General features: G+C 36.3%; 18 protein-coding genes. 3 read left to right on the plus strand and 15 right to left on the minus strand.

What is annotated here, in order from left to right:
- Window positions 1-366 precede the first annotated feature (366 nt).
- Entirely contained in the window at window positions 367-2,616 is a 2,250-nt protein-coding gene (locus tag ABDZ53_RS03510) for a helix-turn-helix domain-containing protein (RefSeq protein ID WP_343754034.1), read from the plus strand.
- Between the two features lie 53 nt (window positions 2,617-2,669).
- On the opposite strand, the gene ABDZ53_RS03515 is transcribed toward ABDZ53_RS03510, so the two are convergent.
- Window positions 2,670-3,506 (minus strand): sugar phosphate isomerase/epimerase family protein, encoded by an 837-nt coding sequence (locus ABDZ53_RS03515; protein WP_343754036.1) that lies wholly within the window; start codon window positions 3,504-3,506, stop codon window positions 2,670-2,672.
- A gap of 21 nt (window positions 3,507-3,527) precedes the next feature.
- Window positions 3,528-4,190 (minus strand): rhamnogalacturonan acetylesterase, encoded by a 663-nt coding sequence (locus tag ABDZ53_RS03520; protein ID WP_343754038.1) that lies wholly within the window; start codon window positions 4,188-4,190, stop codon window positions 3,528-3,530.
- A 320-nt stretch (window positions 4,191-4,510) separates the two neighbouring features.
- Here ABDZ53_RS03520 and ABDZ53_RS03525 point away from each other — a divergent pair, with 320 nt between their 5' ends.
- Together ABDZ53_RS03525 and ABDZ53_RS03530 are read left to right on the plus strand one after the other, a co-directional pair.
- Window positions 4,511-5,407, plus strand: a complete 897-nt coding sequence (locus tag ABDZ53_RS03525) for a carbohydrate ABC transporter permease (protein ID WP_343754040.1) — start codon at window positions 4,511-4,513, stop codon at window positions 5,405-5,407.
- A gap of 50 nt (window positions 5,408-5,457) precedes the next feature.
- The gene (locus tag ABDZ53_RS03530; RefSeq protein WP_343754042.1) at window positions 5,458-5,709 is read left to right on the plus strand and encodes a hypothetical protein; all 252 of its coding nucleotides are present in this window, start codon (window positions 5,458-5,460) and stop codon (window positions 5,707-5,709) included.
- Between the two features lie 55 nt (window positions 5,710-5,764).
- Here the strand turns inward: ABDZ53_RS03530 and ABDZ53_RS03535 are convergent, their stop codons facing one another.
- The 13 genes from ABDZ53_RS03535 to ABDZ53_RS03595 form a co-directional block, all read right to left on the minus strand.
- Entirely contained in the window at window positions 5,765-6,613 is an 849-nt protein-coding gene (locus ABDZ53_RS03535; RefSeq protein WP_343754044.1) for an aldo/keto reductase, read from the minus strand.
- Between the two features lie 120 nt (window positions 6,614-6,733).
- Window positions 6,734-7,648: a glycoside hydrolase family 43 protein gene (locus tag ABDZ53_RS03540; protein WP_343754046.1), complete on the minus strand. Its 915-nt coding sequence runs from the start codon at window positions 7,646-7,648 to the stop codon at window positions 6,734-6,736.
- Window positions 7,649-7,762: 114 nt separating this feature from the next.
- The gene (gene rhaD, locus ABDZ53_RS03545; RefSeq protein WP_343754048.1) at window positions 7,763-8,587 is read right to left on the minus strand and encodes a rhamnulose-1-phosphate aldolase; all 825 of its coding nucleotides are present in this window, start codon (window positions 8,585-8,587) and stop codon (window positions 7,763-7,765) included.
- 17 nt (window positions 8,588-8,604) lie between these two features.
- Window positions 8,605-9,864 carry an L-rhamnose isomerase gene (rhaA, locus tag ABDZ53_RS03550; protein ID WP_343754050.1) on the minus strand — a complete coding sequence of 420 codons (1,260 nt, stop codon included), beginning with the start codon at window positions 9,862-9,864 and terminating at the stop codon, window positions 8,605-8,607.
- A gap of 3 nt (window positions 9,865-9,867) precedes the next feature.
- On the minus strand, window positions 9,868-11,292 hold the full coding sequence (gene rhaB / locus ABDZ53_RS03555) for a rhamnulokinase (protein ID WP_343754052.1): 1,425 nt from the start codon (window positions 11,290-11,292) through the stop codon (window positions 9,868-9,870).
- Window positions 11,293-11,311: 19 nt separating this feature from the next.
- The gene (locus ABDZ53_RS03560; RefSeq protein ID WP_343754054.1) at window positions 11,312-12,421 is read right to left on the minus strand and encodes an alpha-hydroxy-acid oxidizing protein; all 1,110 of its coding nucleotides are present in this window, start codon (window positions 12,419-12,421) and stop codon (window positions 11,312-11,314) included.
- Between the two features lie 225 nt (window positions 12,422-12,646).
- Window positions 12,647-13,480, minus strand: coding sequence for a hypothetical protein (locus ABDZ53_RS03565; RefSeq protein WP_425541670.1), 834 nt, complete (start codon window positions 13,478-13,480; stop codon window positions 12,647-12,649).
- A gap of 31 nt (window positions 13,481-13,511) precedes the next feature.
- The gene (locus ABDZ53_RS03570; protein ID WP_343754059.1) at window positions 13,512-14,642 is read right to left on the minus strand and encodes a glycoside hydrolase family 88 protein; all 1,131 of its coding nucleotides are present in this window, start codon (window positions 14,640-14,642) and stop codon (window positions 13,512-13,514) included.
- A gap of 11 nt (window positions 14,643-14,653) precedes the next feature.
- On the minus strand, window positions 14,654-16,222 hold the full coding sequence (locus tag ABDZ53_RS03575; protein ID WP_343754061.1) for a DUF2264 domain-containing protein: 1,569 nt from the start codon (window positions 16,220-16,222) through the stop codon (window positions 14,654-14,656).
- A complete protein-coding gene (locus ABDZ53_RS03580; protein WP_343754063.1) occupies window positions 16,179-16,475 on the minus strand; it encodes a DUF2264 domain-containing protein in 297 nt (98 codons plus the stop codon). The genes ABDZ53_RS03575 and ABDZ53_RS03580 overlap by 44 nt, the downstream gene beginning before the upstream one ends.
- Before the next feature lie 9 nt (window positions 16,476-16,484).
- On the minus strand, window positions 16,485-18,200 hold the full coding sequence (locus ABDZ53_RS03585) for a heparinase II/III domain-containing protein (protein ID WP_343754065.1): 1,716 nt from the start codon (window positions 18,198-18,200) through the stop codon (window positions 16,485-16,487).
- Window positions 18,201-18,267: 67 nt separating this feature from the next.
- On the minus strand, window positions 18,268-21,378 hold the full coding sequence (gene lacZ, locus ABDZ53_RS03590; protein ID WP_343754067.1) for a beta-galactosidase, LacZ type: 3,111 nt from the start codon (window positions 21,376-21,378) through the stop codon (window positions 18,268-18,270).
- 110 nt (window positions 21,379-21,488) lie between these two features.
- Window positions 21,489-22,520 (minus strand): LacI family DNA-binding transcriptional regulator, encoded by a 1,032-nt coding sequence (locus tag ABDZ53_RS03595; RefSeq protein WP_343754069.1) that lies wholly within the window; start codon window positions 22,518-22,520, stop codon window positions 21,489-21,491.
- Window positions 22,521-22,617 lie beyond the last annotated feature (97 nt).

Here is a 22,617-nt window from a genome sequence, read left to right on the forward strand (position 1 = left end):
ATTGAGATAATGTTTCTTTCAAAAGAAAACCGTTTATGCAGATTTTCTTTTATTAGTCTGAATGTAAAGGCTGTAAATTTGTCTACCAAAACAACTTACAATTGAATCATAAGCTATGGAATGAATTCCGTATATAATCATTTCGTTGACAACGCTTTCAAAACGACATTTTTGCTCTATAGCAAGGATAGTGATTACTTTATTCCTCTAAAACTCATCAAATGATTATTGATTATCCTATCCATTAGCGAGAATGTGCCGGTTTTGTCATAAAACGTGAGACTAATTTCTGTCATTTAGAAATAATCTTGATGATTGATTTTGAAAGCGTTATAATTAATAACAAACAATGAAAGGAGTTATTACTTGAAAAATAAAGGGAGTTTATTTACATCATTATTTTTATTACTTTCATTATTAATTTCCAGTATAATCATTTTATTTATTTCCTGGACATATATTTCTACCACTTCTAATGTAGAAGAAGAATATCTTATCAATAGAAGACATAATCTTGTTCAAATGGTTAACACTATTGAATCAGAATTGCAAAATATCGAATATGCTTTTAACGCCTATAGTACAACCGATTCATATCAGACAGTCATCGAATACCCGTTAACTGAGAGTGATTTCAGTATTTATAGAGAAATAACGACACAATTAAATTATTTCTCTACTCCAAGCTTCAGCAATACAACTTATACACTTATCAGTTTAGAAGAAGATTGGGCAGTTAACCAGAACCGATTACTTAATTTGGATAGTGAGGAATCTGCCAGAATTCGGGAATATTACATAGAGAATAATCCGTCAAGCTTATACTGGGATCAAGACGATGATAACGGGATGTCTGTTATAACACTGCTCCCTATTCATTCGAGAGCGAAAAACGGTATTGGGATTGCTCATGTCTCTACAGGTGATATCAACCAGTTAATAAATAGTCAAGGTATTCATTTCCCAATCATTATATTAAATAATGAAGGAAGCATACTCTATGACTCTGGTTATGAGAATGATTCATTGACAGATATCATACCTAATTTAGATATTGAAGCGATTCTTGCTTCTTCTAATAATGATATATCTGAATTACGTATTGAAAATGAGGAAGAAGAACCGTTTTATCTGTTAGCCAATGAATCTTCCTACAATAATCTGGTGTATTTAACGGCATTATATGATTATGAAATTCAAGAAAGTTTGTATCCTACCTTATTAGGTTTCATTATTTTAGGCGTTCTGCTCGTCCTTTTTTCAGTCGCTCTTGCCTGGTTCTTATCTGATCACTTAACAAAACCTATTAGGCAGCTGAAAATAGCCGTTGGTCAAGGTAACACAGAACCGAAAAAGTTAAATGATTTTATTTACTTAAAAGACTCTTTCGAGACTATGAAAACCCAAAACGATGCCTTACAAACCATTCTTGATATCGAAAAACCAGCTTTGAAACGACAATTTGTATTAAATGCGTTTCTTGGTAAGGTTTCCCTTAATGATTTAGATGAAAAACAGGAAAGTTATCACTTCCCTACTATTGATAATCCGGTTTTTTATGCGTTAGTGGTTCAGCTGGATAGTCGGATGTCTAAAAATGACAATGTACGATTGTTTAAGCTCCTTCATATCCTGGAAGAATTAATTCCAGAAGAGAATCAATATGCCCCTGTCGTTCTTTCTGAAGAAAGTGTTGGAACGATCATAGCTTTTGATTCGACCACTGAGAAACATAAAAAGCAACTCATTACTTTTAGTGAACAAATCGTCAAGCAGTCTAAAGAAGATGCAGAATTGTTGGTAAGTATCGGTATAAGTCCTGGATATCATGACTTTAAAGAAACAAGAGATTCCTACAAAAAGGCAACTATTTCCTTATCATACAAAATGTTGCTGGGTAACCAATCTATTATTTCATATGAGGATATTAAACCTCTTGCGTCTAACCACTATACTGGGGCATATTTCACTAATTTAGAAGACTCTATTTTCAAAGCGATACAATTAGGTAACACTGAAGAAGCGAAAAAACACAGTTATCCATTTTTAGCTTCTTTATACAAGAGCAATCCAACTCCTTCAGCCATTGAGTTTGCCTTGCTTAGATTCTTTATTAATTTATCAAAACTAGATCAAAAATTGGAAACCCAGATTATGGATAGAAGTTTAATGGAAAAGTATTATCAAACGATTCTTTTCCATAAAAACCTAGTTGATATCGAACACACTCTCATAAGTGACATAATCGTACCTATGTCCGAGAAAATGAAATCACGTACTAATGAACAATTTAAGCAAGTGTCTGAACAAATTAAAGAAATGATTCAGAATAAATTCCAAGAAGACATTTCCTTGGACACGATTAGTGAAGAATTAAATTATAACCCCAACTACATCAGTAGTATCTTTAAAAAAGAAACAGGCATTACCTTTAGTGATTACCTCATTGAATTCCGTTTAAATAAAGCGAAAGAATGGTTAGTAGAAACAGATTTAACCGTTAAAAAAATAGCTGAGAATCTCCAGTATGGGAATTCACAAAACTTTATTCGTTCCTTTAAAAAGAGAGAGTCCGTTACACCTGGTCAATATAGAAAACAGCATAAACTATCCTAAAAAATAAAGCGCCCCATTCTTTAAATTGTAAGAATGGAGCGCTATTTTTATACTCAATCATAGACTTCTTTTAATAATTTAATACTGTTTTCTAATTCAGGTTCTCTAGTGGCTTCTAAAGAAACAAATAAGTGAGGTTTAGTATACTTGGCAAAGTGCATGATTCTATCATAAGACATCTCCCCTGTTCCGACAGGGACTATTTTTACTTTGTTGTCTTCAATAATATAATCCTTAATGTGCATGGCTATGATATGATCCCCTAGCAAGTCAAATGCCTCATTAATTACTTCTTCTTGCTTTTCATGGTTATCCGGCCTCATGAGATTGGCGCAATCCATAATTATTTTTAAGTTCGGTGAATCGACTTCATCCACCATCTGTTTGGCTAATTTGGCGGTGTAAAGAGGATGATTGATACCTGCTTCAATAGCAACAGTTGCTCCAAATTGCTCAGCATCCTTCACCATACGTTTGACAGACTCGATGACTTTTGAAAAAGCCTCATCTGTAAAGTTATCTTCTGTATAGCCTTTCCCCACGCTTCCAGTTTCAGTAGCTACCATACTTGCGTTGAAATCTTTTGAGAGCCTTAAATGAGTCCTAAAATCATTTAAAGCTTGTTCCCTTTTATTTAAATCACTATCGACTATATTAACATAGGCTCCCAGTATCGAGAGTTTAATCCCTTCTCTTGCGAAAGTATCTCCATAATAAGAAGCCACACCCGGTGTGAGCTTATCATAAGTATCGATTACCTCCGGAAAGGATTTTTTGATCGCAAACTGAATATGTTTCAAATCATACTCTTTCAATTTACTAATCAAAGTGTTCATATCCGCTGGCCCTAAATCATGTGCTCTAATACCTAAATTCAATGGAACTGTCATTCTTATATTCTCCTCTATTTTCTATTTAAGTACTTTAACTAATTCTTCTGCAATCATTTCTGCAAAAACTCTTCCTCCATGTTCTGAGAAGTGAGTATTATCTTCTAAACCTTCAGGATAATTCGGGTACTCATTAGGTTTTAAATGAAGAAATAAATCTTTAGATTTCTCTTCGCCTAAGCTCTCTATATAATCGGCAGACAATTGATTCATATCTAAGAAATCGACCTCTTCACTTTCAGATACTTCTTTCATTGCTTTAGGGTAATCTCCCAAGGACTCCCTATTGATTTTCCCCTCAATGAAATCTCTTCTACTAATAGAAGAAAGAAGGACAGGTATAGCTTTCTTTTTTCTTGTTTCTTCTATATAAAGCTTCAAGTTTTCCTGGTATGTTCCATATGGTTCTGTATAACGGGTCGGGTCCTCTATTTTTTGATCATTGTGCCCAAACTGTATCAATAGATAATCCCCTTCTTTAATGTCGTCTAAAATAGCATCTAGTCTTTGTTGATCTAGAAATGATTTCGTACTTCTCCCTCCAATAGCCTGATTGCTGACTTGAATATTTGAGTCTAAAAAGTCTTCTAAATACTCTCCCCATCCACTCATCGGTCTTTCATGCTGGGGTTTGGCTTCTGCTGTAGAGTCTCCAGCAATATAAATCATTCTTTTATTTTTCATACGATTCTCCTTTGTTCTTATATAATTAATCATAGTCAAATTAATTTTTTTAGTAAATAATCATTTTAGTATATCGCTTACAAGGTTGATTTGTAGAGGTTTATACGTTTTATTAGAAGTTTAAGTCCTTTAAGCTAATCAAATGATTATGTGACTCATGGACAAGCAGACCTTAATCCTCTTTATCTGAGCTATCATACTGAAAAATGATTATATACGATATACATTATTATTGATATAGTTAGACCATACCAAACAACCTTACTGTTTTACCAAGACAACTTACACTAATATGTATTGTTATATAGGAGGATTTTTTAATGGCACAAAATACACCTGAGTTAGTCAAACGTAAAGAACCTATAAGTTCAAAACTATTTAATATCATAAACTACACAATTTTAATTATTATTGCTCTAGCCTGTTTGCTCCCATTTGTAAACGTTATCGCTAGTTCATTCGCTACACCAGCAGAAGTTATTTCTAAATCATTTATCATCATTCCGGAAACATTCTCTCTGGATGCTTATAGATATATTTTATCCACACCGACCATTTTCAGGTCACTTGGTGTTTCTATATTCGTTACTGTAATGGGTACACTGACAAGTATGATTCTGACATCTATGATGGCATACGGACTTTCTCGTCGGTATTTACCAGGCAGACGTCTCATTAACTTCATGGTAGTCTTTACCATGCTATTTAGTGGAGGAATGATCCCTACTTTCCTAGTTGTTAATGGACTCGGATTAATCGATTCCCTATGGTCTATGATTTTACCTATCGCTATTAATGCGTTTAACTTAATTATTATGCGTAACTTTTTCCAAGGTATTCCAATGAGTTTAGAAGAGTCAGCTAAAATGGATGGGGCGAGTGATTTTTACGTCTTTAGAAAAATCATGCTACCATTAGCTATGCCATCTGTTGCTACTATCTCTCTCTTTTATGCCGTTGCTTACTGGAACACTTATATGAATGCAATTTTATACGTTAATGATAGTGCTAAATGGCCAATTCAAATCTTATTACGTCAAATTGTTATCGTATCAAGTGGATTGCAGGCTGATGGAATGGCAGTAGATATCATTCCTCCAGCACAGACAGTAAAAATGGCTGTTATTGTTATTGCGACTGTACCAATGCTGATTGTTTATCCATTTGTACAAAAATACTTTGTTAAAGGAGCACTGGTAGGATCTGTTAAAGGATAATAATCTTTTATTCCTGTACCCTACTATAAAAAATCAGAGGACTGATAAAGTTGGATAAAGAAAAAGACAAGAACAAAGATATCATGCCTTCAGGTGTAAGAAGTGATGAAGGCATTAGCGATGCCAATACGACCTTAGACATCGCCAGTTCAAAAGCCTTACATGATCAAAAAGTTGAAAGCGACAATCAGTTAATTGATGCTAAGGATAATGAAGTAAAAGAAGAAGACTTCGATAAATTCGACATCGATGCAGTTGATAAACTTGAAGAAAGCAAAGATTCTTCTAATCAAGACAACTAAATAAATTTTCGGAGCCATGTATGTTTAGTCATACATGGCTCCGTTTAATTCATTTCTACTGAAACTCTTCGTATTCATTCGGATGCTGGCCGTTGACACGGCCGTCTTCTCCTTTGTCCAGCTTGTCTATTTTATCTTTATCCTCATTAGACAACTGAAAATCAAAAATGTCCAAATTAGACAGCTGATTATTCGGTGCTGTACTTTTCGCTACAGTTAAAATACCATTTTCATAGTTCCATCTTAAAATAATCTGAGGGATAGATTTCCCATGCTTTTCGGCAATATCCTTAATGGTTTCATCTTCAAGAATATCATTCAGTTCTCTTCCAAAGGGACTCCACGCTTCGGTTAAAATGCCTAATCGTTTATTTGTTTCTACTAATGGCTTGTTATTAAAGTAAGGATGACGTTCAATTTGATTGCTTGCCGGAGTCACTCCTGTTTCATCAATAATGCGCTCCAGATGTTCCTCTAAAAAGTTGGATACACCGATCGTTTTAATCAAACCGAATTTCTGAGCATCGATTAAAGCCTGCCAAGCTTCTACATACTGATCTTGTTTCGGCAATGGCCAATGAATTAAATATTTATCAAAGTAATCCAGTCCTAATCGGAACAGGGATTCCTGAATCATCGTTATCGCTTTATCATATTCATGCGCTTTACCTGGAAGCTTCGATGAAACTATTATGTCTTCTCGTGGAATTTTACTTCGTTTTATAGCTTCTCCTACCATCCCTTCATTATCATAATTGGTTGAGGTATCAATCAGTCGGTATCCCAAATCTAAAGCCGATAAGATTTTTGGTATGCCTTTAGCCCCTTCAATACCAGCAGTTCCTAACCCGATTGAAGGTAAAGTGAATCCGTCATTTAACTTAAATTGAGCAACCTTTTTCATCCATTTTCATCCTTCCAACACGTTGATATGATTATTATAAAGTAAACGATTAACGTTTTCTTTAATAAAGCTTGCATTGCTACTCATGACACCTATTGAATGCTTTGTCTCTTTGATAATTTAATCAGCTACACCAAAATGAGCTGTCAAACGGCTGTATTCATCTTCAGAAATGGGAATAACTCCCCCATGCCGTTTTCTGGTATTTCCGAAATCAAAAGCATCTTGATCTAACAGTTGAATATCTCCTGTATTAAAATCCTTTATTTCATAAGGAACGTAGCCCAATCCTTTAGCAAACTGGTCCACTATGAGAATCCATCTGTTCTCATCGAGTGGATACACTTGAGGTCCTTCCAGTCCCTCTGCTTTACTTAATGTCTCACTTCTGATTGCCTGAAAATCTCCTTTTAATTCTCTTCCTTTGTCCAAGATAATCTTTTTCGTTTGTTCATCTTTCGTAAAACGATAATAGTGATCATCGGTATATATGATAGTCGTATCGATTACACTTTGATCTCTTTCGATATATTTTTCTGGTGAAGTAAATTCTTTAAAATCATTAGTGTATGAGGCATATATCCGATGTCTCGCTTCCGTATCGTTCTCTTCTTTAATGTTAGATGCCCAGAAAACTAAAAATGCCTCTTCTTCTTCATCATATATGGCTTCTGGTGCCCACACACAACCCGCTTCAGGAAGTCCAACTGTACAAAATCTAGGCTCTGACCAATGAACAAGGTCTGTTGATTCCCAGACAATAATATCTCGGCTACCGTTTATAACAGCTTGTCCCCAATCATGATTTCTATGATACATACTTAAATCTGTTCCAAACAGATAATATACATCGGTTTTAGGGTGTTTGACAATAAATGGGTCTCTAACACCTTTATCTCCTTCAGTTGAAGTCAAAACCGGTTTCGCATCATTTAATTCTTTCCAATGCAGGCCATCTTTACTGACACTAAAATACACTTGTTCTCCATTTTGGAAATCTCCTATAAAATGGACAAATAAAAAATTCTTGCTCATTTTTACACCTCTTTTATAATTATAAAAAGCTGCCTCTATTTAAAAGAAGTTAATATTCTCTAAATAAAGGCAGCTTTTCAAAGTGACACTGTTACTTTTTGATTTATACGTATATTAAAGATAGTTTGGATTGGGTACAACACCAAACGCATCTGCCAGTTCTTTTAACTGCTCGTCTGTAATGGTCTGTTTGATTTCTCCACTGTGATGGCTAGCTACAAGCATGTAGACTTCAGCCGCTTTTTCAGCTGTTTCAATTAAACTGAAAGCATCATCCAATGAGTCTCCTGTTCCAAAAATACCATGATGGGGCCAGACAACTAATCGGTGGTCTTGCATTTCTTTAGATGTTGCTTCTCCAATTTCGTTAGAACCTGGAACCATCCATGGTAGAAGAGAGACCCCTTTAGGAAACACTACAACACACTCGGTACACATTTTCCATAAGGTTTTCGTGAATTCTTTTGGTGACAAATCATGAACAAAAGTCATCGCAATCACATTGGTTGTATGACAGTGCATAATGACACGGTGATTTTTATCCTGTTTTAATCGAGCTATATGGCTCATAAAGTGGGATGCTAATTCACTGGTGGGTTTATCTCCATTAACCAGTCCCCATAGCAGTTCAGCGCTATTGCCGTCTTCTGTAATTTTTAATACGGCTAAAGTATCTTCAGGGAACTTTTGAATATTTTTAAAGAATTTTCCTGATCCTGTCACAATAAAGTATTCACCTGCTAGCTCTTTTACAGGGAAATCTAAGTCAATAACGCGTTTAACATCATTAAGATCTAAATATTCGGCAACTTCTTCTTTATCCAAACGGTAACTAATGTTCCCGCCGTTTCGCTCATCCCAACCGTTTCTCCACATGGTCTGTGTGATCTCCATCATCTCTTGAATAAATGGAGCTTCTACTGTATTCTTCATAGTCATTCTCTTTTCCTACTTTCTTATGCTTCTCGTTTTGATAATTCTGTTTTTTCGTACTCATGAATATCTTTCATCCACTCATTTTCAACCGGAACGCCTGCTAATTCACAGTAATAATCCCAAATAGCTCCAAATGGCATGGTTTTAAACAGTTCGAAAGTAGCTAAGCGTTCTGTGAAGTTCCCTTCATCCTGCCACTGTTTCAATTTATCGTTCGGCATTAATGAGGCATAGAGTAATGATTTAATCATATTACGTGTCCCAATAGTCCAAGCTGCTACTCGATTAATGCTGGCATCAAAGAAGTCTAAACCAATTTTAACTTTATCTAAGGCATCATTTCGGACAATTTCTAATCCGATTTCACGTAATTCATCATCAAAAACAATGACGTGGTCACTATCCCAGCGTACTGGGCGTGAAACATGCAGAGCCACTTGATCACTGAAGCAAAGCAAGGAAGAAATTTTGTTAGAAACAACTTCAGTCGGGTGGTAATGACCAGAGTCTAACAAGCATAAAATATCATTCTTTAAAGCATATCCCATATAGAATTCATGTGAACCGACGACATAAGCCTCAGAACCAATTCCGAACAGCTTACTTTCAACCGCATCAATAGTGTACTCTTTAGAAATTTCGTCAGAAAAAATGTCATCTAAAGAGTCTTTTAACCTTAATCGAGGAGTCAAGCGGTCCGATGGAATGTCTTTATAGCCATCTGGAATCCATATATTGGTTAAAGTTGGTGTGCCCAGTTCTTTTCCGATATGTTCAGCAATTCGACGACTAGCTTTAACGTGATCAATCCAGAACTGACGGATTTCAGCATCAGGGTGACTTAAAGTCAAGCCGTCAGCTGCTTTAGGGTGTGAGAATAAAGTGGGATTGAAATCTAAGCCTAGCCCTCTCTCCTTTGCCCAGTCAATCCAGTTTTGGAAATGCTCTGGCTTAAGTTCATTTCGTTCCACTTTTTCTCCGTTAGTTTCTGCGTAAATAGCATGGAGATTGATACGGTGTTTTCCAGGAATCAAACTCAGCGCTTTATCAATATCTTTTCGAAGTTCTTCAGGGTTAGTCGCTTTTCCAGGATAATCTCCTGTAACATCAATTCCTCCAGATAATTCCTGCTGGTCCACTTCAAAACCAGCGATGTCATCTCCTTGCCAGCAGTGAATAGAAATAGGGACTTGTTTAACTTTCTCAAGTGCTTCTTCTACATCAATACCCCATTCTTCGTACTGTTCTTTGGCCAGTTTAAATCTTTCTTTTACATTCATATCTTATTCTCCTTTTGGTCTATAGTCTTTTATGTCAAAAGATTGCCGTATGACATCTCTTGCTTCTTTCAAATCTTTTAAATCTTCTTCCACTATCATCTGAACGACAATGTTCCCAATTGCCGTCGCTTCAACAGGTCCAGTTACAACGGTTTTGCCGCTTTCTTCAGCTAACAATTCATTCAGCAGTTCATTCTTAGTACCTCCACCAATAATATTGATCTGGTCGTAAGTCACATGTTTAAGTTGTTCAATTTCCTTTATTGTTTTCGAGTAACTTTTTGCCAAACTTAAAAAGATCGTACGCGCTATTTCGCCTGGAGTTTCTGGAACTGGTTGCTGCGTTTCCTTGCAATAGGCTTTTACTTCTTCTATCATGTTATCCGGATTTAAAAAGCGGTTATCGTTGACATCCACTACACTTGAAAACTCTTTTGCTTCTTGTGCTAACGTCACATACTCCGCAAAACTGTATCGATCATCCATCAATCGTCTGACTTCTTGAATCATCCAAAGGCCCATAATGTTTTTCAAGAAGCGATAACGGTAATCCATACCTCCTTCGTTAGTAAAGTTATAGCTTAAAGCTTTTTCTGAAGCAATCGGTTCTGTTGTTTCTATGCCTAATAATGACCATGTTCCTGAACTTAAGTAAATCGTTTCTTTATTTTCAGGGACGGCTACAACAGCTGAACCGGTATCATGTGTGGCTGGTAAAACCACATCTAACTGAGTCCCTACTTCTTCTGCTACTTCTGGTCTCAAGGCACCAAGAATAGTACCCGGAAGTTGAATATCGTGAAACATATCTGTTGGTATGTCAAGCTTTTCAAGTAACTCTTCATCCCATTTATTCGATTGAACATTAACGAATTGAGTCGACGTCGCATTTGTGTACTCATTCGTTTTTACACCCGTTAATAAGTAATTTAAATAGTCTGGAATCATTAGAAAACTTGCGGCTTTATGAAGTACAGCAGGGTTCGATTGTTTTAAAGCCACTAATTGGTACAAGGTGTTAAATGGCTGAAACTGAATACCTGTCCGTTCATAAATGTCTTCTTTGGATACTGTTTTAAATACTTCTTCCATTACTCCATCTGTTCGGCTATCTCTATAAGCTACAGCATCAGTTAAGAGATTATCGTCTTCATCAAGCAATACAAAGTCTACCGCCCAAGTGTCAATACCCAGACTGACAGCTTTAAACCCTTTATTAACTGATTCTTTTATGCCCGCTATAATGGAACTATACAAATGATCCATGTCCCAAATAAGCTGATTGTTTTTTTTTATCATTCCATTCGTAAAACGATAAATTTCTTCTAACTTCATCACTGATCCAGACGTAGCGGTTTCTTCTAACCAACCTGCCATCAAACGACCACTGGATGCACCTATATCAACAGCTAAATGACATTTTTTCACATCATGAGCCCCTTTCCTCTTATTTCATATCAAATAATTGCGTGTGTTTGATAGCGTCTACTGTTTGAGTGCCCGCTAGCTGCATGACACGTATTAAATCCTGTTCAAAGTAATTAAATACTGAATGAACGCCTTTCCACCCACCAAGGGCTAATCCGTATAAGGCTGGACGGCCGATAGCTACAATGTCTGCCCCACTAGCTATCGCTTTAAATATATGTTCACCACGACGAATTCCACTATCAAATATAATAGGGACACGCTTGGCTACTGCTTTTGAAATAGATTCTAATGTATCGAACGAGCCTGGTGCGCCATCTAGCTGACGTCCTCCGTGATTCGATACCCAGATAGCAGAAGCACCGACACCAATAGCCGCTAGGGCATCTTCAGCTGTTTGTATACCTTTGATTATTATGGGTAAGTCTGAATAATCAGCTAAGAAACGAACGTCTTTCGGACTGATTTTCTGCTTGGACTGTGCATAAATATTATTGAGGGACATCTTCTCTCCGGTTCCTGTTAAGTAGCGTGAAACAATAGGCATACCAAAAGGATAAACAAATTTATTACGAAGATCTTTTTCTCGATTTCCACTTAAAGTAGCATCAGCTGTTAAGATGATAGCTGTCGCTCCATCTGCTTTTGCTTCGTCAACAATATCTTTATTAATCTCATCATCTTTACTCATATAGAGTTGGAACCATCTGGGAGCCCCATTTAAGCCCTCTTCAATTTCTTCAAATTTCGCTCCAGAGTAGGCACTGATAGACATAATAGTGCCAAATTCTGCCACACCTCTAGCCGTTCCAGCTTCTTTTGTTTGATGAGCTAGTCCGTGAGCAGCAATCGGAGCCATAATGAATGGCGCTCTTATATCATGTCCTAAGATGCTCGTTTGAGTCTCAGGATTCTCTACATCAGCTAAAACCCGAGGTAAAATACCTTTGTGGTTGAAAGATTCCGTATTCTGTCTAAGAGTAAACTCGTCTCCAGAACCGCCAGAAATATAGTCATATCCACCTTTAGGTATGACAAATTCTGCCTCTTTCTCTAATTCATAAGTACTAATAACATCCAATGATTTAATTTCTGTCGGAGCTTTATATTCTAGTGAATTGTCTGTCATCTTCATTCATCCTTTCAAATTATTTATTTCTAAAAATAAAATGAAACCTTTGTGTAAACGTTATCTATACTATCAGTATACAACACCTATCTATTAAAGAAATATCTAAGTTTGTAAAAATACTGTCTTTATATGCCTTTTTATTGAACAGCTACGATGAGAAAATAAGAAAGACAAACAAGCAGAAGCATTCTTGTTTGTCCTAATCAAATTATAAAATTGTTCCTACCTTTGTAAATTCCTACCAAAAGCAGCCAGTTGAGTTAAGGCTGGAAAAGGAGAGGAACTCTCATCAGACTTAATCAAGTTTTTTAAGATAAGCCATTCCGTCTGTTTCTTTTCAATTGAAAATGACTGAGGATCTTTGGTTTTAATAAATTGAAGAGTGGTTTCCTCTCCATCCGAAAATTGAATCGTTCCTTTGATCCAATAGTTGTCGTGAGGGAAATCGGCACGTAAAGTAACCTCTACTTCATCAATCTCCACTGTTCTTCCGAAATCAATTTTCAGTTCTGCATCGTCTTGCTGGTTAATTCCCCATGATTGATAAGGGTATGATCCATGACTCGTATTTGCATAGACCCCATCAATGGCATTTTTTGCAAAGAATGTAGAATCATTTCTCGTTTCAACATTCGCACTCGCATGCGGATAGGCTCCCGTTTCATCCTTTAAATCATGAGTGTTGAGTGATAAGTTTTGATAGGCTTCTATTTCAAAAGGCTTAGCTTCTCTAATAGAGATATAGTGTCTTTTGCCCTTAAATGACTTTTCAGGAATGGATTCTTTCCAGTTATCTTCAAGCGGAATATCGTATCTCCACTGGTTGTCTTTTACATATATTAAAGAGGGAGCTAAAGTCTGGTTTAATTGAACAAAAAGGTATTTATTTTCTTCTGCTAAGTCCAGTTGAAAATAATCTCCTTTTTCATATATTAAATCTTGTGTAGAGATGTGAATGTGTTTTTTACCTTCTACACTTAAGGGATGACGTTCTTCGTCATAATCGTTTTTTCCTGTTTTAACATGGCCATCTTTATCAAAAAGCACTAATTTCATCACGTTAATACCATCCTTCTTATGGTTTTAATTAATTTGAATCTTTTTTACTCTCATACCAGTATCCTCTTAGGTTATGTTCTAGGCGAAGCAAAGCCTCAAAATAGAAATAGTCTCCCCAAATCGTGTAGGAATCTGGAGATTTCCCTTCACGAACACTATATGAACCGTGGTCAATCAGTCCTTGTGAATCTTCTTCTGTAGTATAATCGGAAATTAAGGCGTCCATCGTTTTGTTGAGTGCCTCTTTTATCCAGTCATATTCTGAAGAACCATCCAGTAAATCTAATAATTCATGAAAGCCACAAGCGGCTATCGCAGAAGCAGAACTATCAGGTTTGATAGTGTCATCCACTGGGGCATCAAAGTCCCAGTAAGCAACAAAATGCTCAGGTAAATGATCCACAAAAAACTTGGCGGTTCTTAAAGACGTTTCCAGATAGTTTTTATCTCCTGTATAGCGATATGCTAATGCAAAACCGTAAATGGCCCACGCTTGACCTCTAGTCCAGGTTGACCCATCTGCATAGCCTTGCTGAGTGGCCCCTTTTTCTGGCTGACCCGTTTCCTGATTAAAGTAAAAGGTATGGTAGGAGGAGTCATCTCCTCTAATGAGATAACGTCTAGCTTTATCAATAAACGCAATAGCTGCATTTTTATAGTTATCTTTTCCTGTTTTTTCGCTAGCCCAAAAAAGGAGAGGCATATTCATCAGGCAATCTATAATGATCCGCCCGCCTTGAGTCGGATCTCCTAATGGTCCCCAAGCTTGAATAATACCAATATTTTCACGGTAGCGTTCCATTAATCGGTCAGCTGCTTTAATACCAAAATCTTTAGATTCGGGTTTTTCTTTAATTTGCCATTCTGCTACTACTGATGGGGTATATAGAAATCCAATATCATGAGTGTCCAGCCCTCTATTCTCAGTTAACCTTTCTTCCATTAGTCGAGTGTACAGCTGTGCGGCGTTTTTAAAGACGGATTCTTGACTTACCTCATAAGCTTGCCATAGTAAACCGACCCAAAAACCATTTGTCCAGTTAGTATTTGGATTTAAAACATATTTTTTATCTTCACTTGTATGTGGAAATTCAGAATTAAAATGTGTAATATTTGCCTCGATCTTTTTTAAAGCTTCTTCAATGGCTGGTTTATACATAGTATTTGCTCCTATCTGTCTAGTAGTGATAAGTTGATTTCTTTTGAATGAATAGTGAAACTATCTTTGGATAAGGACACCTGATCAAACTCTGATGCATTTAATTCATTATTTACATCCCCAAAAAAAGCATGAATAAGTGTGTGTGTCCCTGGTGACATGTTTCCTTTTACATAGGCTAAACTCGTATTAGGATACAATAAGTTGGTATTGCTGTTAGGATAAAGAACATCTGTCGTCCCACTATCTCCTAAATTCTTGGCACCAGTAACATATTCAGTAGTGGGGTCTTTTATCAATAGTCCCGATTGATCTTTAGAGACCAAACGCTCTTGATTCCCTTCATTGTTTAAGGAAAAACCGTGATCAGCATACAGCAACTCTTTTTCAGTATGAATTTTATGGATTCTTGCATGCCAGGGTAAACCGGGAATAATCCACGTCTCGACAGTAACGTCTACATTCGGCTGCCATTTCATATAAATATAGTCGTCCGTGTATTCTTTCTCTAAGACTTTTCTCTTAACCATAAACTGTTCCCCATCAAAACTTAAGGCTAACATCGAGTCAAATGCTCCTTGTGATAATGAATAAAGACTTCGCGGAACACTGAACCCAAAATGAGTGGAATAGGCAAACTTTTCATATTTTGCTTCAACATGATTATGATCATTTGTATGGAAATATCCCGAAGGAAATAAGACAACCTGTCCGTCTTTTCGACATATAGTTTGCTCAGTTGTAGAGTCTGTCTTATTACTTTCAAGTGTCGGGATGGCCTCTTCTTCCACTTTCCAAAATAAATGATCAGCAGGAAAAGCTAGCGGAAGAAAACTTTTCAAACCCCAATAAGGTGAGCCTGGAGAATTGTAATTTTCACTCATGTTTAAATTAGGATAAGTATAACCAACAGAAAGTGTCCCATCACCATTAAGCAATGGTTGCTTAAACCAATACCTGAAGTGTCTCATAATGATACCTTTAATCCATCCAGTTGCTTCTCTATCCACATCTGCGAGGATATAGGCAGTGAAAAAAGCAATTTGACTAAAGCGATAAGTCATACTGCGCCCATAAGGCAAACCTTGTCCGTCTTCAGAAAACCAATATATAAAATCCTCCATAAATAACTGCGCACGTTCTTTATAAATCCGACTTCTTTTAGGATCTTCTTTTTCCATTGCCCATGCATAGACGAGACTATAGAAATGAATAGCAAAAGATACATAATAATCAATGTGTGCGACATCGCCATCCTTGTACCAGCCTTCTCCAATATAAAATGAATCAATACGATTCAAATTACGATCGATGACTTCTTGGCTGAACTCTTCGCCTACATTTTTTAAGCCGATATTTACAATAACCGCAAAGAAGAGCCAGTTACAGTCAAATGCTTCTACCTTGTTGATTTGCCTTAAGTAAACACCTATTTGTTCTTTTTCTTTATTTGTATAACTATTCCAAAACGTATCTGGGGCTAGTAGTAAACTGTAACCTATAGCTGAGAGCTCCACAATTTTTTGATCATAGTTTCTAAGGTCCCCCCCAATAATCTGCATGCTTGGGATTAGTACCATTAACTATTCCTTCTTTGATAGAAGACAGCTGCTTATGCGTTTGGCCTCCAGCTGCCAGGGGCGCCATGCCCCAAAGTAAACGAAGCAAAGTCTCCATTCCAGCTGTTTTTTTCCCATACCCTACACCTGTATCGGACGTATGGATTCTTGCTTTAGACTCACTATAGTAGGTTTCCATAGGGTCCACTAATTGAGTAAGAGCATGTTTTAAATCCTCTTTTGTTTTAAACGGATTTTCTTTTAAACTAGACATATTATCCTCCTATAATTTCTGACAACTAACTGTAAGCTGATAATGAGCTTTATGAGTACGGGGTTCGACAAACAGCCGTACGACTTGAGCTTGTTTATTTTCTCCTTTATGATTCACATATTCAATAGCTTCCACTAGATAATGGTCAATGCCTTCTGGCAACTGCAGTACAACCTGAATCTGATTCTTACTAAAAATGATTCTCTTTTTCTCTTCTTCCACAAGAGGGAAACCGTCTAACATATATCTCAATTCTAAAGCATTCTCTTGAGTCATAAAGTGAAATTCTTCTTCGATAATCAGTTCCTGTTTTATAGGCTGTAGTGAAAAAGTTCGTCTATACTGTTTTAAAGACTCCACAAGATAGGCATCTGTTAAATCCAATGATAATCTTTCATATCCTTTTCTATCCTGCATTCTTGCCTTATAAGACTCTCCTTCTTCCTGTGTTTTACCGTTAATTATCGGGACAGAATGCCCTTTAGAAGAAGCTTGTAAAATAGAATAACGATTGTCATTAAAGTAGTCTCTTGTATAAACAGGAGCCCCTAAGTCAATAAAAACCGGTTGCCCTTGAAAGTGTAAAATAAAATGACCTAAATCATTATGGTTGTGAGATTCGTTATTATCTCCTCCCTTAAATGAAAAGTGTAAATGTTTATGTTTATATACAAATATTTGTGCATCAGACAGCCAATACGACTCTTCTATAGGATAATCAGACCCGTCTTTTTCCCTCTTACTCCACATAAGTGTCCGTAAAGCGGGGCCCCATCTTCCACAATGATCAATCACTTGAGTTATGTCATAATTTTTTTCAGGTAAAATAATGGTCTCAGGATAAAGTGTGTGATAATAACCCGCTAAATCATGAGCAGGTTCTAGTACATCCGGAGAATCAGAATAATTGAGGACCTGGTTATCCGTTAATGTCATAACCTGTTGAAACTTCGCTATTTCTTTTATTTTCGGCTTATTAAATAAGTTTTTGGACCCTTTAGTATAATTTTTGTATGCATCACTAAAGTAAGTAAAATATCTAAAGCCATACTGCCAGTAGCTTAAACCTTCTAAGCAGGCACCGTCTTCACCAAAACCATCTAAAAAACAGGCCATCGTCTTTTCAACCCTTTTTAAAACGGTTTTCAATACTGATTGGTCTTTTATCATATATATGGCTGTTATACCTATTGAACCGGCACAGACTGACGCCCAGTTATTATCTAACTTTTCCCACCCCCACTCTTCTTTTAAGTAAGGGTTCAATACCCGTTCAAATATCGAAGAGCGTACAATAGCTTTAAGTTTTGGCGATAGAACGTCAGATAAATAATGACAGATTTCAGCCAATGTAAAGGCAGTCTCACAGGCAAATAAATCTAATGTGTACTGTTTTTGTTCGGAATTTTCTTCTCTATCGGTATCAATGTGCGCAGGCAGACACCAGGTGAATTCTTGGCAAATGGAGAATAGACTGTTTTCTAATTCTCTCACTCTTTTTTTGTTTGAAGAATCATCTAAACAAAGAAGTCCTAGTCGAGTCAATTTTTTTCGACGATTAAAATACTGTTTTTCAAATGTAACTCGGTCTCCTTCTTCAAAAAAAAGAGTATAAGCAGAAAAATCAGGATAAGGATTATCTTCTTCGACATGCACTGTATCTTTTTTTAAATAAGTCATAAAAGCATCATATTGTTCGTTTTTATTTATTTTTAATTGGTCCATGTCTGTCTCCTTTGAACTATGTAATAAAGACGTACATGTAGAGGTGATGTACGTCTTTATTTAAAGATTAATCTAGAATAGTGAGTAAAAATGAATAATGGTATGGTTTATTTGCTGGAAGTCTGAATTCCGGATGTGTCTCCTGCCCCCAGCTATCATCTCCACCTACACCAGTCTGAGCATGATTTATTTTAACTACTGTTCTATTACTTTCGGGAAGTTTATAAGCATAATCGGCTTGTTCCAACTCATCCGATGTATAAGCTAATGCACTCATTTCAATAAGCGGGAGGCCTGTAATTTTAATTCCCTCACCTTTCTGGTTCCTTACTTCCATCCACCTGACTCCAGTATGGTTCCCATGTTCTTGAGGTTTTAAATACGGAACAAACTGTTCGTCTACTGTACTCTCATACAGGCCGACCTTAGATCCTAATTGACGGTCCCAGTACGTTTCCATCGGTCCTTTGCCGTACCATTTAAGAGAACTGAACTGTTTATCCATTTCCATTTCAAGTCCAATTTCAGGAATATCTGGAAGAGTTTTATCTGGAACAAGGGCCATGTTAATTTGCATAACTCCATTACCATTAATACTATACTGTAAATGACAGGTTAAATTCTTTAATTCTGGATAAACATAAGCAGTATGAATAGTAACGACTGAGTCAGACGATTGATACTCAAATGAAAGCAGTTGTCTATTTTCAGCAGCTGTTTTCCAGATTGCACTTTTTTCGTTAAAATGGTTCCCTCTGTCATTATCGGTTGGAGCTCTCCAGAAGTTAGGTTTTAATGGTGAAATCAGTGACTCTTCATCCTTGTCATCAACGACTAATGAACTGAGCAGTCCAGAAGCTTTATCAAATACAAATGACCCTTTTTGAGTATGAAGGCCTAATGTATGAGTATCTTCATGAATAGAGATTTTCCCTTTATCAAACTCTTCTTTTCCAGTTGACTGCATGGATACGGGCAATGTGAACTGTTCAAAGGCCACTTCATGATTTTCTGAACACCCATTTCTAGCTTCTTTCGTTAGAAATTGAATGGTTAAAACAAACTCATCCGTGCTCTTTTCTTTTGTTAGAGTGGAATAGGGAATAGTCACTTCTTTATCTGAAAGCGCTGGAACATCGAGTGAATCCACGCTACCTTCTTCAACTGTGTGTCCATTTTTTTCCACTTTCCATTGCAGTTTGAATGTAGATAAATTAATGAACAGGTTTTTATTAGTCACTTTCACTTTCCCTGTACTTAAATTAACGGCTTCAATATCAGTATTTTGATAACATTTTTTCACTTCAGGGAGTTTCGGACTAATTGCTCCGTCTCCAAATATAATTCCATTACCTGAGAAGTTGCCGTCATTAGGAGAATCTCCGAAATCTCCACCATAAGCTAAATAAGTTGAGCCATCTTCTCTTTTTCTTAAGATAGACTGATCTTTCCAATCCCAAATAAATCCACCTTGTAAGATAGGATAGTCATCAAATAATTCTGTGTATTTATAAAAATTACCTAAAGAGTTCCCCATCGCATGTGAGAATTCACAAATAATATACGGTTTCGTTCCTTCAGTCGCTCGTCTTCCGTACTCTCTCATTTTACTAGGAGAAATATACATAGTGCTCTCAACATCGGATGCCCTATCTGATTCTCTATAATGGAATACGCCTTCATAATGAACCAGGCGAGTCGGATCCACTTCTTTAAAGTAATCATATAGTTTCAGGAAATTATCCCCACCGAAAGATTCATTTCCAAGCGACCACAATAAAATGGATGGATGGTTTTTATCTCTTTCAAACATTGACTTGGCTCGGTCTAGAACATTTTCAGTCCATATGGGATTACTTCCAGGAATCGCCTCACCCAAGCCTTTTTGATTATATTTCCATGTGCCGTGTGTTTCCATATTCAATTCATCAATGACATATAAGCCGTATTTGTCACAGAGTTCATACCAGTAAGGGTGATTCGGATAATGAGAAGTTCTGACCGCATTGATATTATACTGTTTCATCAATTTAACGTCTTTTTCCATATCTTCTTTTGAAACGGCTCTTCCCTTATCTGCAGCCCACTCATGACGATTGACACCCTTAAAGACAATACGCTGCCCATTTAATTTCATCAAACCGTCTTTAAGTTCGAATTGACGGAAACCAACTTTTGAGGTAAAGGCTTCAACAGTTTCCTTAGAGTGATTCTTTAAAGCAATCACTAAGGTGTATAAATGAGGTTCTTCAGCACTCCACTTTTTAGGGTTAGTAATATTTTCAGTAAATGAAAGATTTTCTCCTAATACTAAGTCCTTCTCTTCTGAATAAATAGTATTGTTCTGATCGTCTCGTAACTGAATTTCAATAGAACCAGAAAAATCAACATCAAATAGGTTTTCATTTTCTATAGTGACTTTCAATTCCGCATCTTGATAGTTTTCATCCAATAACGTTTGAACATGATAATCTTTTATATGAACTTTAGGTGTGTAGTAAAGATATACATCTCTGAAAATCCCACTCAGACGCCAAAAATCCTGGTCCTCCAACCAACTGGCATCTCCCCAGCGATACACCTCTACTGCAATGCGATTCTCACCTTCTTGAACATAAGGAGAAATATCAAATTCAGCTTGAGTAAACGTATCTTCACTATAACCCACTAATTCCCCATTTACCCATACATAAAAAGCCGCTTCTACTCCAGCAAAATGTATAAATAAAGGATTATCCAACCATTCCTTTTCCAAGTAGACATTTTTAGCATATTGACCCACTGGATTATAATTTGTCGGTGCAAAGGGTGCTTCAATGTTATCTTTTTCTACCCATGGGTAAATCGTATTAGTGTATTGCGGATAGTCATAGCCTTGGAACTGCCAGTGAGCAGGTACTTTTATCTTTTCCCACTCTTCTATTTCCTTATCTGCCTCATAAAACGTTTTATCTCTATCCTCTGGTTTTTCAACCCATTGAAAGTGCCATTCTCCATTTAAAGTTTTAAAAAATGAGGATTTTTCAATCTCATTTTCTAAAGCCTGCTCAACAGTTTCAAATGGAACTGTATGAGTATGAGCCGTTCGACGATTAAGCTGGAAAATCTCCGGGTTATTATTCCACTCTGGATAACCATTTTTAGGGGAAGTATAAGAAAATTTATTTGTTTTTTTCACTTTTCATTGTGCTCCTTTAGGTAATATAGTGTTCCATTATTTTATTCGTTTAATAGTATGCAAAAATTACTTTAATAAAGTAACCGGTTACTATTCTCTTCGAAAAAGTCTTATTCTGTTTTAAGGTTTTTCAATAGTGTCGATTCACGTTGAATCAAAATAGGATCTAAAATTATATCTTTGTGATTTTTATTGTCGAGATCTTTATCCATTAAATCTATGGCTGTTTTTCCTAAATCACTATATGGATGACTAACGGAAGTAAGCTCAGGAGATGAGGCTATTGCTAAATCAGTATTGTCATATCCTACAAATGCAAGGTCTCGATTTAATTTTCTGTTTCCTTTAACAAGGCCAATAGCTACCATATCATTGATGCCTATTAAAGCAGTCGGGAAATCTGTATTCGTATCAACTAATGTCTTTAAGCCGCTATCTCCACTTTCTATATCATATCCTGAATAAATCTGCCAACTATCTTTGAACTCTAATTGATGATTCTTCAAAGCCTGTTTAAATGCCTTTATTTTAACTTGAGTAGTAGTTATCCGTTCCATTCCTCCGATGATACCTATTTTAGAATGTCCAAGTTCCACTAAGTGGTCCACAACCATTTCGATACCTTTACCTTCATCAGTACAAACTGATAAGCTACCCACTCCATCTATTTTACCGTTAATAGTAACCAGTTTCGTCTTCTTTTCAATCTCTTTTAGATCGTTCACTTGGTTAGTATCTGGGTAAATGTCATTAATAAGTCCTCCTAAAAGAATGATACCCTCAGCTTGTTGATCAAGGAGCATTCGTATGTATTTAGATTCTAATTTTCTATTGTTTAAAGAATTTCCTAGTAGAACGGAATAGCCCTTTTCTAAAGCATGTTTTTCTACTTCAATAAAAACTTGAGAAAAAAAGGGATTTGTTATTTCAGGAGTAATAAAACCTAGTACCCGTGAACGCTTACTGCTTAAACTTCTTGCTACAGCGTTCGGGTGGAAATTATATTCTTTAATTATAGAGTTTACCTTTTTTTTGGTTTTTTCACTCACTGGATAATTTCCAGCAATCACTCTAGAAACAGTGGCCGTCGAGACCCCTGCTTCCTTCGCGATATCATAAATTGTAATTGCTTTACCTTCCATATGACACCTTCTCTAATCTAAAATGTTAGTGTCAATACTTTCTTTTAATAATTGCTTACAATGGTTGTTATATCAAGAAAAAACAAAAAAACACTTG

It is taken from the genome of Alkalibacterium iburiense (genome assembly GCF_039521845.1).
GTDB lineage: Bacteria > Bacillota > Bacilli > Lactobacillales > Carnobacteriaceae_A > Alkalibacterium > Alkalibacterium iburiense.